The sequence below is a fragment of the Coprococcus sp. HPP0074 genome (assembly GCF_964238105.1).
Classification (GTDB): Bacteria; Bacillota; Clostridia; order Lachnospirales; family Lachnospiraceae; genus Faecalimonas; species Faecalimonas umbilicata.
In genome coordinates this window covers 42600-57192 of record NZ_CAXSKS010000001.1, presented here as the reverse complement: position 1 = coordinate 57192, position 14593 = coordinate 42600, and the positions used below count along the sequence as shown (strand labels likewise).

17 protein-coding genes are annotated in these 14593 nt (G+C 43.5%); all 17 read right to left on the bottom strand.

Annotation, left to right across the window (positions count from 1 at the left end):
• Nucleotides 1-8: 8 nt before the first annotated feature.
• The 17 genes from ACESPO_RS00305 to cmk all read right to left on the bottom strand — a co-directional run bounded on the left by ACESPO_RS00305 (nucleotide 9) and on the right by cmk (nucleotide 14517).
• Nucleotides 9-2411: a U32 family peptidase gene (locus ACESPO_RS00305; protein ID WP_120090806.1), complete on the bottom strand. Its 2403-nt coding sequence runs from the start codon at nucleotides 2409-2411 to the stop codon at nucleotides 9-11.
• Nucleotides 2412-2447: 36 nt separating this feature from the next.
• Nucleotides 2448-2858 carry a cell division protein ZapA gene (locus tag ACESPO_RS00300; protein WP_008975296.1) on the bottom strand — a complete coding sequence of 137 codons (411 nt, stop codon included), beginning with the start codon at nucleotides 2856-2858 and terminating at the stop codon, nucleotides 2448-2450.
• A gap of 69 nt (nucleotides 2859-2927) precedes the next feature.
• Complete coding sequence (gene ruvB / locus ACESPO_RS00295; protein ID WP_009262047.1) at nucleotides 2928-3929, bottom strand: Holliday junction branch migration DNA helicase RuvB; 1002 nt, start codon at nucleotides 3927-3929, stop codon at nucleotides 2928-2930.
• Between the two features lie 15 nt (nucleotides 3930-3944).
• Nucleotides 3945-4547 (bottom strand): Holliday junction branch migration protein RuvA, encoded by a 603-nt coding sequence (ruvA, locus tag ACESPO_RS00290; RefSeq protein WP_009262048.1) that lies wholly within the window; start codon nucleotides 4545-4547, stop codon nucleotides 3945-3947.
• Nucleotides 4544-5080: a Gx transporter family protein gene (locus ACESPO_RS00285; protein WP_016438544.1), complete on the bottom strand. Its 537-nt coding sequence runs from the start codon at nucleotides 5078-5080 to the stop codon at nucleotides 4544-4546. Before ACESPO_RS00285 ends, ruvA begins: the two co-directional genes overlap by 4 nt.
• Entirely contained in the window at nucleotides 5061-5435 is a 375-nt protein-coding gene (locus tag ACESPO_RS00280; protein WP_009262050.1) for a NusG domain II-containing protein, read from the bottom strand. The genes ACESPO_RS00285 and ACESPO_RS00280 overlap by 20 nt, the downstream gene beginning before the upstream one ends.
• Nucleotides 5436-5677: 242 nt before the next feature.
• Nucleotides 5678-6127, bottom strand: a complete 450-nt coding sequence (locus ACESPO_RS00275; RefSeq protein ID WP_009262053.1) for a hypothetical protein — start codon at nucleotides 6125-6127, stop codon at nucleotides 5678-5680.
• 137 nt (nucleotides 6128-6264) lie between these two features.
• Nucleotides 6265-6735, bottom strand: a complete 471-nt coding sequence (locus ACESPO_RS00270; RefSeq protein WP_119987280.1) for a DUF2752 domain-containing protein — start codon at nucleotides 6733-6735, stop codon at nucleotides 6265-6267.
• A complete protein-coding gene (rnfB, locus tag ACESPO_RS00265; protein WP_016438541.1) occupies nucleotides 6711-7502 on the bottom strand; it encodes an RnfABCDGE type electron transport complex subunit B in 792 nt (263 codons plus the stop codon). The genes ACESPO_RS00270 and rnfB overlap by 25 nt, the downstream gene beginning before the upstream one ends.
• Before the next feature lie 15 nt (nucleotides 7503-7517).
• Entirely contained in the window at nucleotides 7518-8111 is a 594-nt protein-coding gene (locus ACESPO_RS00260; protein WP_008975288.1) for an electron transport complex protein RnfA, read from the bottom strand.
• Nucleotides 8112-8816 (bottom strand): electron transport complex subunit RsxE, encoded by a 705-nt coding sequence (gene rsxE / locus ACESPO_RS00255; RefSeq protein WP_116442309.1) that lies wholly within the window; start codon nucleotides 8814-8816, stop codon nucleotides 8112-8114.
• On the bottom strand, nucleotides 8809-9429 hold the full coding sequence (locus ACESPO_RS00250; protein WP_016438540.1) for an RnfABCDGE type electron transport complex subunit G: 621 nt from the start codon (nucleotides 9427-9429) through the stop codon (nucleotides 8809-8811). The genes rsxE and ACESPO_RS00250 overlap by 8 nt, the downstream gene beginning before the upstream one ends.
• Nucleotides 9429-10358, bottom strand: a complete 930-nt coding sequence (locus ACESPO_RS00245; RefSeq protein ID WP_009262059.1) for an RnfABCDGE type electron transport complex subunit D — start codon at nucleotides 10356-10358, stop codon at nucleotides 9429-9431. The genes ACESPO_RS00250 and ACESPO_RS00245 overlap by 1 nt, the downstream gene beginning before the upstream one ends.
• A 10-nt stretch (nucleotides 10359-10368) precedes the next feature.
• On the bottom strand, nucleotides 10369-11685 hold the full coding sequence (gene rsxC, locus ACESPO_RS00240) for an electron transport complex subunit RsxC (protein ID WP_117576664.1): 1317 nt from the start codon (nucleotides 11683-11685) through the stop codon (nucleotides 10369-10371).
• 224 nt (nucleotides 11686-11909) lie between these two features.
• Complete coding sequence (rpsA, locus tag ACESPO_RS00235; RefSeq protein WP_008975283.1) at nucleotides 11910-12992, bottom strand: 30S ribosomal protein S1; 1083 nt, start codon at nucleotides 12990-12992, stop codon at nucleotides 11910-11912.
• Entirely contained in the window at nucleotides 12973-13827 is an 855-nt protein-coding gene (gene ispH, locus ACESPO_RS00230; protein WP_009262061.1) for a 4-hydroxy-3-methylbut-2-enyl diphosphate reductase, read from the bottom strand. The genes rpsA and ispH overlap by 20 nt, the downstream gene beginning before the upstream one ends.
• 33 nt (nucleotides 13828-13860) lie before the next feature.
• Nucleotides 13861-14517, bottom strand: a complete 657-nt coding sequence (cmk, locus tag ACESPO_RS00225; RefSeq protein ID WP_119987295.1) for a (d)CMP kinase — start codon at nucleotides 14515-14517, stop codon at nucleotides 13861-13863.
• Between the last annotated feature and the right edge of the window lie 76 nt (nucleotides 14518-14593).

Here is a 14593-nt window from a genome sequence, read left to right as displayed (position 1 = left end):
TGTTTCACCTACTTTATACCCCTTTTAAAATGTCCTCTTGTAAATTCAAACGGAAGTTCTCCAATTTCTGCTTTGTTCAGAAATACTTCCTGATAAAGTGCAAGCATCTGCCTTGTCCTTTGCTCATCTTCCAAAGTAAATGCAAGTCTAAGTGCTGCCGGGGACAGCCTTTCAATCTCCCTCTTTTGGTCAATCAATACAACCGGCGCAGTGTTATAAATGATATTGTAACACTCTTCGCAACAGTTTTTTACCTGGAATGACTTCTGACAGCGGTCTTTCATAGTAAGAAATCCCGTCTGATGTACACAGCCCGCCGTTGTCTTCTGCACGCACTGGGCAGACACCATCATCGGCAGATATCCATAAATCAACAGTTCCATCCCTTCGCATCCCAGCTCCGAGAGTTCATGGCAATTTAATTCCAACGGTGCCGAAAGTTCTGACACATATTTTTCCCAAAATTCCTTTGCATAGTGATTAAACTGATAGATATGATGATCCGCCACAATTGTCTTTTCATAAGAATGCTCTCGTAAAAACTGAACGGATTCCATATTTCGAACGAGCACACCGTCAAACTGCTCCTCAAGCTTCCCATAATTTTTCTCATAGCGCTTTCTTGTCCTATCTCTGAAAATATGAGGCATTGCAAGAAATACTGTTTTCCCTTTTTCGTGCAAAAAACTAATAGCCTCATTCATCTTGGCAGATTGTAAGATTCCCGGAAACATGTTACAGTCAATATATACCCTGGAAATCCAGGAAGCCTCGGCAATCGGCTCCAGCTGACATCCCTGTTCCGCATATGCATACATCTCTGCTGTTGCTGCTTCTGGTTGCAAATGCAGACTTCTTCCAGTATCCAGTATCTTTGCTTCTCTTCCCCTTTTTTCTTTCTCCACTTCTTCTGAACCGCTTCTTCTATACTGTGACACAATCTTTGCTTCCAAAGCCTCCAGCCCTTTTCTTCGCAGCTCATTTAACTGCTGCATTGGAAGAAAGACCTCTTCTTTCACACAAACCTGAATCTCTTCAAATTGAAATGGCGTATTTCCTGTCTTTTTCATCTGCTTTTCAATCCGCGAAACATCCAACGGAGAATTCTGCGGGATTTCTGCCACAGCTCCTTCGACTTCCACAGCAATCTGTTTCCACTGTAATTGTAGTATAGCAGATTTTCCCGGAGAAAGAATTAAATTCCCCTTAATTTTTTCCTGCACTTTTTCTCTAAAAATGTCGTTTTTTATCTGTGAGAGCAATTTTTCATTCCGCGTACGATACAATGACATCCCGTCACTGATTCTCTGATGCTTATGTGTCACAAAGGAAATTTTCTGTCCTTCTGCCACCGCCTGTCCAACTGTATACGTCTCTTTTTTGTCTGGCATCTCCAGAACATCTCCTTTTTCCAATGGACGAAGTGCTTTGGCAGTCACTTGTTTTCCTTGCTGTTTTAACACTTTCACAGCTTCCACACCTGCATGATTCGGTCTGGACAGCGAGATCATTTCTCTTCCATTTCTCGTGTGATAATATCCCCCGTGAAACCCTCCGCGGTTATAAATATCCATCAGCATCTCTTTATCCTTGCGGGATACAGCAAACCTTTTCTTTCCCTGTGTCAGATAAAGATCCGCATATTTGCGGTACATCGCAGTAACAGCCGCCACATATTCTGGTTTTTTCATTCTTCCTTCAATTTTAAAAGAATAAATTCCCGCCTCACACAACTCCGGAATGTAATCAAGCGTACAGATATCTTTAAGGCTCAGAACATAAGACTCTTTCCCACTTTTGCCAACCTTATAAGGCAGACGGCAAGGCTGGGCACACTGCCCCCTGTTCCCGCTCCTTCCTCCGATCATACTGCTGTACAGACACTGCCCTGAATAGCAATAGCAGAGTGCTCCATGTACGAAACTTTCCACTTCCAGATTTGTCTGTTCCGTAATCTCCCTCACTTCCTCAAGCTGGAGTTCCCTGGAAGTGACAACCCGCTCCACCCCCTGCTCCTCGAGAAATTTTGCTCCAAGCACATTTGTCACAGTCATCTGCGTGCTTGCATGAATAGGCAAATCCGGGAAATGCTGCCGCAGAAATGACAGCACACCCAAATCCTGTACGATTACTGCATCCAGCCCCTGCCTGTAATACGGCTCAATATACTGATACAGTTCATTTTCAATTTCTTTTTCTTTTAAAAGCGTATTCACAGTCATATAAATCTTTCGGTCGTGCAGGTGGACAAAATCAATCGCCTCCAACATCTGCTCCTCTGAAAAATTATTTGCGAATGCCCGCGCACCAAATTTATTTCCTCCGACATAGACCGCATCTGCTCCTGCTAAAACAGCTGCCTCCAAACTTTCATAGGATCCTGCCGGTGCCAATATTTCTATTTTTTTCATTTTTCTATCCTTTAAAAAAGGCTGTCAGATGACAGCCTATTTGTTTCTTGTGTTCATTTCAGTTTCCAGTTTAACAATCTTCATCTGCAAGGCTCTATTCTCTTCCTTCAGATCTTCCATCACTTTCTGTAGATTCTCAAGCTTGATCTGCTCCGTGATCAGCTCATGCTTCAGATCGTACATCTCTTTGTTCTTCTTTTCAATATCTTCTTCAAATGTATTGCCCAGCTGCTTCGCCTTAAAGTAATCGTCCGCAATGTTCAACGACAGAAGAATACTTCTAAGTTCTGCGCTTTGTCTGCGATAGTTCTCGCTGCTGGTACATTCTGCAATTTTATGATTCAAATAAGTGGATACTTTCTGAAGATATTCTTCACTCTCAAATCCGCCGAGTGTGAAAACTTTTCCACCTATCAAAACTTCTGTATAATTCTTTCCCGAAGCCATGGAAAACCTCCTTATGCTTTACAATCTTCTTCTCCATTATAAACCATATTTCCAGAAAAACAACTATTTTTACTGATTTTTATAGGAAATTCCCAAATGTGCATATGCCTTGTCCGTGACAATCCTTCCTCTCGGTGTTCTCTGGATGAATCCATTTTTTAAAAGGTATGGCTCGCAGACATCCTCGATAGTACCCGAATCCTCACCGATCGATGCCGCAAGTGTTTCCAGTCCAACCGGTCCTCCCTGAAACTTCTCGATCATTGCAAGCAAAAGATTCCGATCCACATGATCAAGCCCATAACGATCCACATCCAAAAGATCCAGCGCATAATTTGCCACTTCTTCCGTAATCCGTCCATCGTACTTGACCTGCGCGAAATCTCTCACCCGCTTTAACAGACGATTCGCCAGACGCGGGGTTCCCCTGGAACGCTTTGCAAGCTCTAATGCACCTTTTGCATCAATCTCCACGCCAAGTACATCCGCCGAGCGCATGATGATCGTCCGCAACTCTTCTTCTGTGTAAAATTCCAATCTTTGTACAACTCCAAAACGATCCCGCAGCGGCGCCGTAAGCATCCCTGCCCGCGTTGTCGCTCCAACCAATGTAAAATGAGGAAGATCTAGGCGGATGGAACGTGCCCCCGCCCCTTTTCCGATCATAATGTCGATCACATAATCTTCCATCGCCGGGTAGAGTACCTCCTCTACCTGTCTGTTCAGACGATGGATCTCATCCACAAACAAAACATCTCCTTCTTGGAGATTATTTAAAATTGCTGCCATCTCCCCGGGTTTTTCAATCGCCGGACCAGACGTGATCTTTACATTGACTTCCATCTCATTTGCAATGATTCCGGCAAGAGTCGTCTTCCCAAGTCCCGGAGGACCATAGAACAACACATGATCCAGAGATTCTCCTCTTGCCTTTGCAGCCTCAATATAAATCTTCAGCGTCTCTTTCGCCTTCTCCTGCCCAATATAATCTTTTAGGAGAGTCGGTCTTAAATGACTTTCAATCTTTACATCTTCTTCCAGATTCTCTGTTGTAATAATTCTCTTTGCCATATCTGTCCTTGTCCTTTAAAATACCATAAATTTTAACGATTGTTTCAATAGTTCTTCTACAGTCATCGTCTTTGTCATCGGAACTTTCTTGACCGCCTTCAGGCTTTCTGCACTGCCATAGCCAAGTGCCACAAGCGCCTGCACCGCTTCCGACTGCATATCCGCTCCTCCTGATGGGACTGACATCACTTCCTCTTCTTTTGTCAATACATCATCAATGTTCAGCTTGTCTTTTAGTTCGATGATCAGCTTCTCAGCCGTCTTCTTTCCGATTCCCGGAGCCGCTGAGATTGCTTTAACATCCCCTGCCAGCACCGCAAACCGCAAGTCATCTGGTGTCATCTTCGATAAAATATTCAAGCCTCCTTTCGGCCCAATTCCATTCACTCCGATCAAAAGCCGAAAAACTTTTAAATCATCTTTTGTCAGAAACCCAAACAACTGCATGGCATCCTCACGCACGTTCAGATAAGTATGGATCTTTACTTCACTCCCTATCGGAGGCAACATCGTCATTGCCTGCCCCGGCATGAAGATCCCATATCCAATCCCCTGCACTTCTACTACGACCTGTTCTTCACCGACCGCAGCCAGTTCTCCTTTAATATATGAAATCATCTCGTCTGTCCTTTCTGTAAATATCGCTGTAATCTCTGTACGAGTAGCCCGATCACTGCTCCGGTGAGTATTCCGGCTGTCAACAGCACCGGCATATAATAGGAAATACTCAAACTTTCCACCACCAGCATTGCAACAAGAAGCTGTCCGATATTATGAAACACTCCACCGGCAATACTGACACCTATCACACTGAAGCTTCCTCTCTTCTTCAAAAGATGCATAATTAAAATACTAAAACAACTTCCGGCAATACTATAAAAAATAGCAAACAGATTCCCAAACAGAAAGCCTGTCAAAATATTTCGAAGAATCGCCAACACAAAGGCCTCCTTCGTCCCGGCATAGTAAAGCGCTGTCACTGTGACAATATTCGCCAGTCCAAGCTTGATGCCCGGGATTCCGAAAGAAATCGGAATCAAAGTTTCCACATAACTAAAAATCAATGACAACGCCAGAAACATCCCAAAATAAGCTGATTGTCTGCCCCAGTCCTTCCGATGCTTCTGATTTCTATCCTGCAACTGCATCATTTTCCTTACTTCCTTCATCCGCTCTGTCTACAATCTCCAAAATCACCTTGTTCGGAAGACAGATAATACTCTCACGATTCTTTGAAATCTTCGGATGTGCAGCACAAATCTGATCCGGACAATCTGCCCAGATCATCTCCACTTGCCCATCCTGAATTTTTACCCGGTTATGTTCTCCAATTGTAATCTCCGCATCTTCCTCCAGACTGACTTCCCGAAAAACTTCTCCGTCTACTTTTATTCTCAAATATTTTTCTGCATCCTTTCCTCTTCTTTCCGTGAAACAATTCCCCACCAGAAAGAAAAGTGCAGCGATCAAAACAGTTCCTGCCAGGATCCAGTCATTCTTTTTCATCCTATCACGATTCCTCTCTGATCTTTTCTGTCCATTCATTTCGGTACTACTCATTCTATCACAACCAATGATCGGATGCAACCACATGTTCGATTTCATGTGAATTGTATCAGTCTGCAATATCGTATTCTCATGCGAAACGTGTTTTCTACTGCACAGGATTCCATAGATGTTCCCTATATAAAAAATCTCCCAGACATAGACTTCAAAAATTCGTCTATGTCTGAGAGATCTGACGCTAATTAATAATAAAGTGCATTTGACATTGCAATTCCGAACACAACAAAGAATAATGTATAAAGTACAATGACAACTGCCATCACGATCAACATCGCGCGGCTATAATTTTTCCGGTTGATATTTGTATTGGCACCAAATGCCCAAATAAAATAGAGAACAATTCCTACGCAAGGAACTAATCCTGCCAGAATAGTAAGCAACCACTCACCCATAGATAATGGTGCATCTAAGGGTTTCTTTCCGGAATTCCCACTATAATTCTGCTGGTATCCTTGATTATAGTTCATATTATAATTCTGATTATAGTTCTGCTGATATGCTCCATTGTTCTCGCCAGAACCATTCTGAGAACCATCACTATAATATCCATAGTTCATCGTCTGCTGATAAGAATTGTCTGCTGCCTCTGCATTCTGATCCTGCTCTGGCATATTACTGAATTTTTCATCCATACTAAAATCCTCCTCGTTCTCTCTTTCAAATTATTTTGAACATACGCTATATCCTTCTAATCTGAAATTCAAGTACATTTCTATTTTTTGATTCTAGCATATTTTTATGTTTTGCACAATTATTTTTTTGCATTTTTCTATCTTCTATATATTCTGTCCAATATTTTGTATAAAAGATTCTCTCGATAATATCCCATCGGAGCTTCTCCCGGAAATTGTGTCAGCATCCGGTAAATATAAATTACAATACATGCAATAAGGAGAACTGCACCCCATGCTGCCACATGCGGCAGTTTTCTTCCAAGAATATAGCGATAAAAGAAAAACGCACACAGAAAAAGGATCATCGGATAAATCATCGGATTCATCCGATATGCCTCAGCAAACTTTGCGCAAAACAAGAGCCTGGCAGCTCGTGTCAGACCACAGGCAGGACACGGAAATCCCGTCAGACAGACACTCGGACAGCCCGCATTGCAGCCTACATGCATAAAAAGAAAATATCCTGCTACTGCAAACAATGCTGTCCGGTACTGGAACAAATCCTTCCTGATCCGTGCAGCTATCTTTTTCACAAACTCTTTTACAGAATGATCTTTTTCGGACATTTTTCAGCACATGCTCCACAGTTCGTACACTTCTCCGGGTCGATCCACGCAAGATTATTCTCCACAACGATTGCATCTGCCGGGCAGACTTTCTGACACATCCGACAGCCAATGCATCCCGTGCTGCATACAGCCATCACGTCTTTTCCCTTTTCCTTAGAACTGCACTGTACAAGATGCTTTGCCTCATACGGTACAAGCTCGATCAGATTTTTCGGACATGCTTTGATACATTTTCCACATGCTTTGCATGCTTCTTTATCTACTACCGCAACTCCGTCTACAATGTGAATCGCATCAAACGGACAGGCTTTTACACAAGTGCCAAATCCACAACATCCGTAATCACAGGATTTTGGACCACCATTCTGCATATGCGCCATCATCACGCAGTCCTCGATTCCCGTGTACGCATAATCCTGCTTTGCTTTCCCACAAGTCCCCGCACATTTGACAAATGCAGTCATCCGCTTCTGTTCTCCTGCTGCAACTCCCATAATCTCTCCGATTTTTTCCGCTACCGGAGCGCCGCCGACTGGACAGGCAGAGATTTCCGCCTCTCCTTTTACGATCGCGGCAGCAAGTCCGGAGCATCCTGCATATCCGCAGCCGCCGCAATTATTGCCCGGAAGCGCATCACATACTTTTGTTTCACGCTCATCAACTTCCACTGCAAATTTCTGTCCCGCAACTCCGAGGAATACACCAATGAACAGGCCGACTCCTCCCACGATCAGGGCAGCAAATATAATTCCTGTAATACTCATCGTCTTTCCTCCTGCCTATAAATTCAGTCCGGAAAATCCAAAGAATGCAATCGCCATCAAGCCTGCTGTCACAAGCACAATCGGCATTCCCCGAAAAGATTCCGGCACATCATTATGTTCTGTCTTCTCCCGAATTCCTGCCATGATGACAATGGCGATCGTAAATCCTACCGCCGTTGCAAACCCATTCACAACACTGGCTAAAATTCCATAATCCTTCTGCACGTTTTTCAGAGCAACTCCAAGTACCGCACAGTTTGTCGTAATCAATGGCAAGTACACCCCAAGCGCGTTGTAAAGCGGAGGCATCATTTTCTTTAACAACATCTCCACAAACTGCACAAGTGCAGCGATGACAAGAATAAACACAATCGTCTGAAGATAGACAAGTCTTCCATTTAAAATTGCATCGTTTGCAAGAATAAATTTGTAAATCAGGCTTGTGATAAAGGAAGAGATCGTCAACACGAAAATAACTGCTCCTCCCATTCCTGCTGCCGTCTCCACCTTTTTAGATACGCCGAGGAACGGACAAAGACCTAAAAACTGGCTGAGAACAACATTATTTACAAGCGCTGCACCGACTGCAATCAATAATAGTTCTTCCATTTACTTTCCCTCCTGCTTCTCTACCGAAAACACTGCTTTTCCACAACTTCCGTTTCCACAGGATGCACAGCTGCCATCACAGCCACTAGCCGCCTCCTGCTGTCCGCCTTTCGCCTTTGCCGCTTTCACTTTGTTCTGAACCGCCACAAGACAGGCAAGCACAAAAAATGCCCCTGGAGCAAGCACAAAGATCGTGATTGGTTCATACGAGGCCGGCATGATCTTCCATCCAAAAATCTTCCCGCTTCCGATAATCTCACGGACCATTCCGATTGCTGTCAGACCTACTGTAAAGCCAAGTCCCATCCCAAGTCCATCAAAGATAGACGGAAGCACCGGATTTTTGGAAGCATAGCTCTCAGCACGTCCAAGAATAATACAGTTTACAACAATCAGCGGAATATAAAGTCCAAGCGAATCGTAAAGACTTGGAATAAACCCTTCCAACAAAAACTGCACCATTGTGACAAACGATGCCACGATCACAATAAAAGACGGTACACGCGCACTGTCCGGGATAATCTTTCGCAGCATGGAGATCAACATGTTTGACATTACAAGGACAACCGTTGTTGTCAGTCCCATCCCGAGTCCGTTGATTGCAGAAGTCGTCACCGCAAGTGTCGGACACATTCCAAGCATCAGCACAAATGTCGGGTTCTCCTTGATCAGTCCGTTAAAAAGTCGTTCCGTACACTTATTCATTGACACTTCCTCCTTCCATTGCTCCATGGTAATAGGCAACTGCGGCATTGACCGCATTGGTAACCGCATCGGTTGTGATCGTTGCTCCGCTTAATGCATCGATCTTACCCTCTTTGCCACCATCTCCTTTTACAACCTCAAAATGATCTGTATTGACATCTTGAAACTGTTCCTTAAATTCCGGTTCCTGTGCATTCATTCCAAGACCGGCAGTTTCACTGATTGATAACAGTTCGATTCCTGTCACAGTGCCATCCAGTGTAATCCCGACAGACACTTTGATTTCTCCGCCATATCCTTCTTTGGATGTAGCTGTTACCACACTGCCAATTGCATTTTCCCCGCTGTCAAGGGCCAATGCCGCTTCATTGACATAGCAGCCACTAACCCCTGCATTTCTTAAAATTTCTTCTGCCTCTTTTTCCTCAAATGCTTCAAATGTCTGAAAGGTTTCTGCCTCTTGAAACACAGTATGATATGCCTCCTGCTTTCGATTTTCTCTGCTGGCAGCAATCGGCTCTTTTGTAATCTCATAGACAAATCCGAGAAGCAGACCGGATATCAATGTGATCGCAGTCAGGATCAATGTATTTTTTATAATCTTCTGATTCATTATCTCTCTCCTCCCTTCCCGAATGGACGTGGGCGGGTTACTCTTTCAATCAATGGGACAAGCAGATTACTGATAATGATTGCATAAGAAACTCCCTCTGCAGATCTTCCAAGCAGACGGAATAACCCCGTCAGCACTCCCAGACAGACACCATACAAAATCTGCCCTTTCTTTGTGATCGGTGCCGTCACATAATCTGTCGCCATGAACCATGCACCAAGCATCAAACCACCTCCACACAACTGTGCTGTAAGGTAGTTCAAGTCGAATCCTTTTCCACTAAACAATACGATCATCACAATAAAAGTGATCAGATATGTCCCCGGAATCCGAAGATCGATCACTCCCATAAACAGAAGGAACATCGCACCGATCATAATTGCGATCACAGATGTTTCACCGATCGTTCCCGCAATATTTCCAATCAGCATGTCCATGGTATTGACACTCTCACCTGTTTTTAGCTGGGCAAGCGGTGTGGCGCCTGACACCCCGTCATAGACAAATGTTGTCATTCTCCCTGTAAAGGAAATCAAAAGAAAGCACCTCGCAGCAAGTGCCGGATTCATAAAATTCTGTCCAAGTCCACCAAACAGCTGCTTGACTACTAAAATCGCAAACACTGCCCCAAGCACGCACATCCACCACGGCGCTGTCGGCGGAAGGTTTAATGCCAGAAGCAGACCTGTGACCGCTGCACTTCCATCAGCAATCGTGATCTTCTTCCCCATGAACCGCTCAAAAAGATACTCTGTTGCTACTGCAGAAGCAACTGTCAGAAACACGATTCCAAGTGCCTGTACGCCAAAATTATAAATTCCAAAAAGTGTCGTCGGCATTAACGCGATCAGGACAAGGAACATAATATTTCCTGTCGTGACCTTTGCGCGTATATGCGGCGAAGATGATATATTAAATGTCTCGTTCATATGTCTCTCCCTATTTCTTCTTATTTGCCAGAGCAATCTTCCTCATAGAACCAATTGCCTGCTTCAAGTGTCTCTTTGCCGGACAGACATAACTGCAGGAACCACATTCCACACACTCCAGCCCCTCCCATTTCAGGAACGACTCTTCGTCATGCCGTTCAGCAAAATCTGCCAGTCGCGACGGAACGATCCTGCTTGGACAGGCATCCACACAGCGTCCGCAGTTGATACACGCACTTGGCTCATGCTTTTTCACTTCATCCTTAGAAAATCCAAGGATTGCAGAAGAAGTTTTTGTCACAGGTACTTCTGTGGAAAACATTGCAAACCCCATCATCGGTCCACCTGAGATCACTTTCTCCGGCACGCCTTCAAATCCACCTGCCATCTCGATAAGTTCCATCTGGCTCATGCCGCAAGGAGCAAGAAAATTGCCAGGTTCTTTGACCGCATCTCCGCTGACAGTGACAACTCTTTCATAGAGTGGCTTTCCGGAAATAACCGCCTCGTAAATCGCAATCAATGTCTCCACATTATCCACAATACAGCCTGCATCTGCCGGCAACATAGAAGAATTGATCGCACGCTTTGTCGTCGCATAGATCAATTGTCGTTCTGCTCCCTGCGGGTATTTTGTCTGGAGAACTTTCACTTCCATCCTCGGTTCATCTTTCGTCAGTTCTTTTAACTTTTCAATGCAGTCCGGCTTATTATCCTCGATTCCAAAGATACCTTTTGCATTCTCAAACAACTGCAGAACAACTTTCATCCCGCCAACTAACTTCTCTGGTGTCTCAAGCATCCGGCGATAATCTGCTGTGATATATGGCTCACACTCTGCACAGTTTGCGATAATATATTCTATTTTCTCCGGTTCTTTCGGTGACAATTTTACTCTGGTAGGAAAGCCTGCTCCTCCCATGCCGACAATTCCTGCCTCCGCAATACAATTTAAGATTTCTTCTTTTTTCATCTGCTCAAGTGGAATCACTTCTCTCCACTTCGCCTCTTCATACTGTTCATCATTTTCAATTATGATACTGTTCACTTTTGCACCCGTAGATGTAAAATTTGGAGCGATCGCCTTGACCGTTCCCGACACGGAAGAATAAATTGGCGCAGATACAAATCCACCTGCCTCAGCAATTTTTTCTCCCCGGAGTACTCTTGCCCCTATTTCTACGATTGGATTCGCCGGTGCTCCGATATGCTGTGAAAGCGGATAGACCAGTTCTTTGCCCGGTTTGGCTTCCACGATCGGTTTGTCTTTCGACAGCTTCTTGCCATCGTCCGGGTGAATCCCGCCTTTAAACGTCAACAATCCCATTTTTTCTCCTTCTTTCTTATAATTTATATATATCATACAAAAAAACCAAAGATTTTTCTATTGAATTTCCCATTTTTCTTGTATATTTTTGCAAACAGCTTGTCGTTTTTTTAACATCTTTGTGAAAGTGAAGACAAATGATTGGCAGGGGGAAAACACAAAAAACCACATTAGGAGAACTCTCCTAATGTGGCAATGATTTAATATTACTATTCAGCTTTTGATTATTCTTCTGTAGTTTCTGCTGCCTCTGTCTCTGGCTCTAATGCTTTCATGCTAAGGCTGATTTTCTTCTCAGCTTCATTTAAGTCAACAACTCTTGCAACAATCTCCTGTCCAACAGATAATACATCAGAAGGTTTTTCTACATGAGCTTTTGAAATCTGAGATACATGAAGAAGTGCATCTACACCTGGTGCAAGTTCAACGAATGCTCCAAAATCTGTCATTCTTGCAACTTTTCCTGTTACATCTGCTCCTACAGCATATTTTTCAGAAGCATTTGCCCATGGATTAGATTCTGGGAATTTCAGGCTGAGTGCAATCTTTGTATCGTTGATATCTTTTACAAGAACTTTCACCTGATCTCCTACCTGGAATACTTTCTTTGGATTTTCTACTCTTCCCCAAGACATCTCTGAGATATGAAGAAGACCATCTACTCCTCCAAGATCGATAAATGCACCAAAATCTGTTACATTTTTCACAGTTCCTTCTACTGTATCGCCTACTTTTAATTTAGCAAACAACTCTTTCTGAAGCTCTGCTTTCTCTGCTACGAGAAGCTGTCTTCTATCGCCGATCACACGATTTCTTCTTGGATTGAATTCGCTGATTACAAATTCAATTTCCTGTCCTTCGTATTTGCTCAAATCTTTTTCATAAGAATCTGATACAAGGCTTGCAGGAATAAATACTCTTGCTTCGTCAACAACAACACTTAATCCTCCACCTAAAATCTGTGCTACTGTTGCTTTTAACACTTCTTTATTCTCGTAAGCTTCTCTTAATCTCTCGTTTCCTTTTTCTGCTGCAAGTCTCTTATAAGTCAACAGCACTTGACCTTCTCCGTCATTTACCTTCAGCACTTTTACAGTCATCGGATCACCAACGGAAACAACTGTTGTTAAATCAACATTTGGTTCGTTTGTATACTCGCTGCGTGTAATGATTCCGTCTGCTTTACATCCGATATTCAGGATGATCTCGTCCGGTTTCACATCGATTACAGTACCCTCAACAACCTCTCCATTTCGTATTGTTTTAAATGATTCTTCCAACATTTGTTCAAAAGTTAATTCTGACATTTTTTTGAACCTCCTCAATTATTTTATTGGGCGTGGATGCCCCTGCTGTAATACCTACTGTTTCCACGGACCTTAATTGATTCATATCCAAATCGTCAAGTGTCTGTATATAGTACGTATTGTTACATGCTTTTTTACATATTTCAAATAATTTCTGGGTATTTGAACTATGCTTATCGCCGATCACGATCATAGCATCAACACCCTTTGCAATGCTTTTTGCTTCTGTCTGGCGCTCTTTTGTCGCATTACAAATCGTATTTAAAACACTTATATCATACCTCTTTTTGGAGATAATTTCAACTAAATCTTTGAATTTATTGTAATTAAATGTCGTCTGTGATACAATACATATCTTTTGTTCCTCCGGCAAAGACAGTTGCTCTGCTTCCTCCGCATCTTGAATTACAGTCACCGGCAAAAGTGACCAACCCATAATTCCCTGCACTTCGGGATGTTCCGGATTCCCAATGATGATCACATGACTTCCTTCCTCACTTGCCTTCTTTACAATATTATGTATCTTCTTTACAAACGGGCAGGTTGCATCTACATACTGCAGCTTTCTCTCCTCCAGCAGATCATAGATCCTCTTTGGCACCCCATGAGAACGGATGATCACGATCCCCTCTGTCAGCGCTGCCAACTCTTCTTCTGAATGAATCACTTCCACTCCTCGACTCCTGAGATCCTTCACCACTTCCTCATTGTGAATGATCGGCCCATATGTATAGATTTTCTTCCCATTTTCCTTTTCCGTCTGCTCATACACCTGGTCTACTGCCCGCTTTACACCAAAGCAGAAACCTGCGGTCTTTGCAACATTTACCTCCATCTGCCGCCTCACTTTCCATTACTTTTCCAATTCCTACTTACACACCGATAAAATTGCCTGCACGACTTCTCCGATCGTCATCTCAGAAGAGTCGATCAGCACTGCATCCTCCGCCTGCTTCAACGGAGCGGTTTCCCTTGTCATATCACGTTCATCACGCTCCTGAATATCTTTCTCAATCTCTTCAAGAACGCATGTCTGACCAGCTTCCTGAAGTTCTTTGAATCTTCTTTCCGCTCTCGTCCTGACACTTGCTGTAAGATAGATTTTGACATCTGCATGCGGAAGAATATTCGTTCCGATATCACGTCCATCCATCACAACGTCATAATCTCTTGCCAGTTTTCGCTGAAGTTCCAGCAGGTGCGCCCTCACCTCCGGAAGTGCCGATCCGACAGATGCGAATCTGCCTACTGCTTCCTCTCTGAGTCTTCCAGTAACGTTCTTTCCATTTAAATATACCTGCTGACTTTCATTCTCATAGCGAATCACAATTTCTGCTCCGCCGCATATTTTCTTCATATGTTCCAAATCTTCCGGAGTAAGCCCCTGCTCCTGAAAATAAACCGCCATTGCCCGATACATTGCTCCAGTATCCACATAAATGTATCCTAGTTTTCTGGCCACCCTCCTGGCAATCGTACTTTTTCCGGCACCCGCCGGTCCATCTATCGCAATATTATATCCCATATTTCCTCTTTTCCCGGCAGTCTCCCGCCAATTTTTCTCTTTTATTTTCCAACGTCACTAATTTTGCAACATCTAT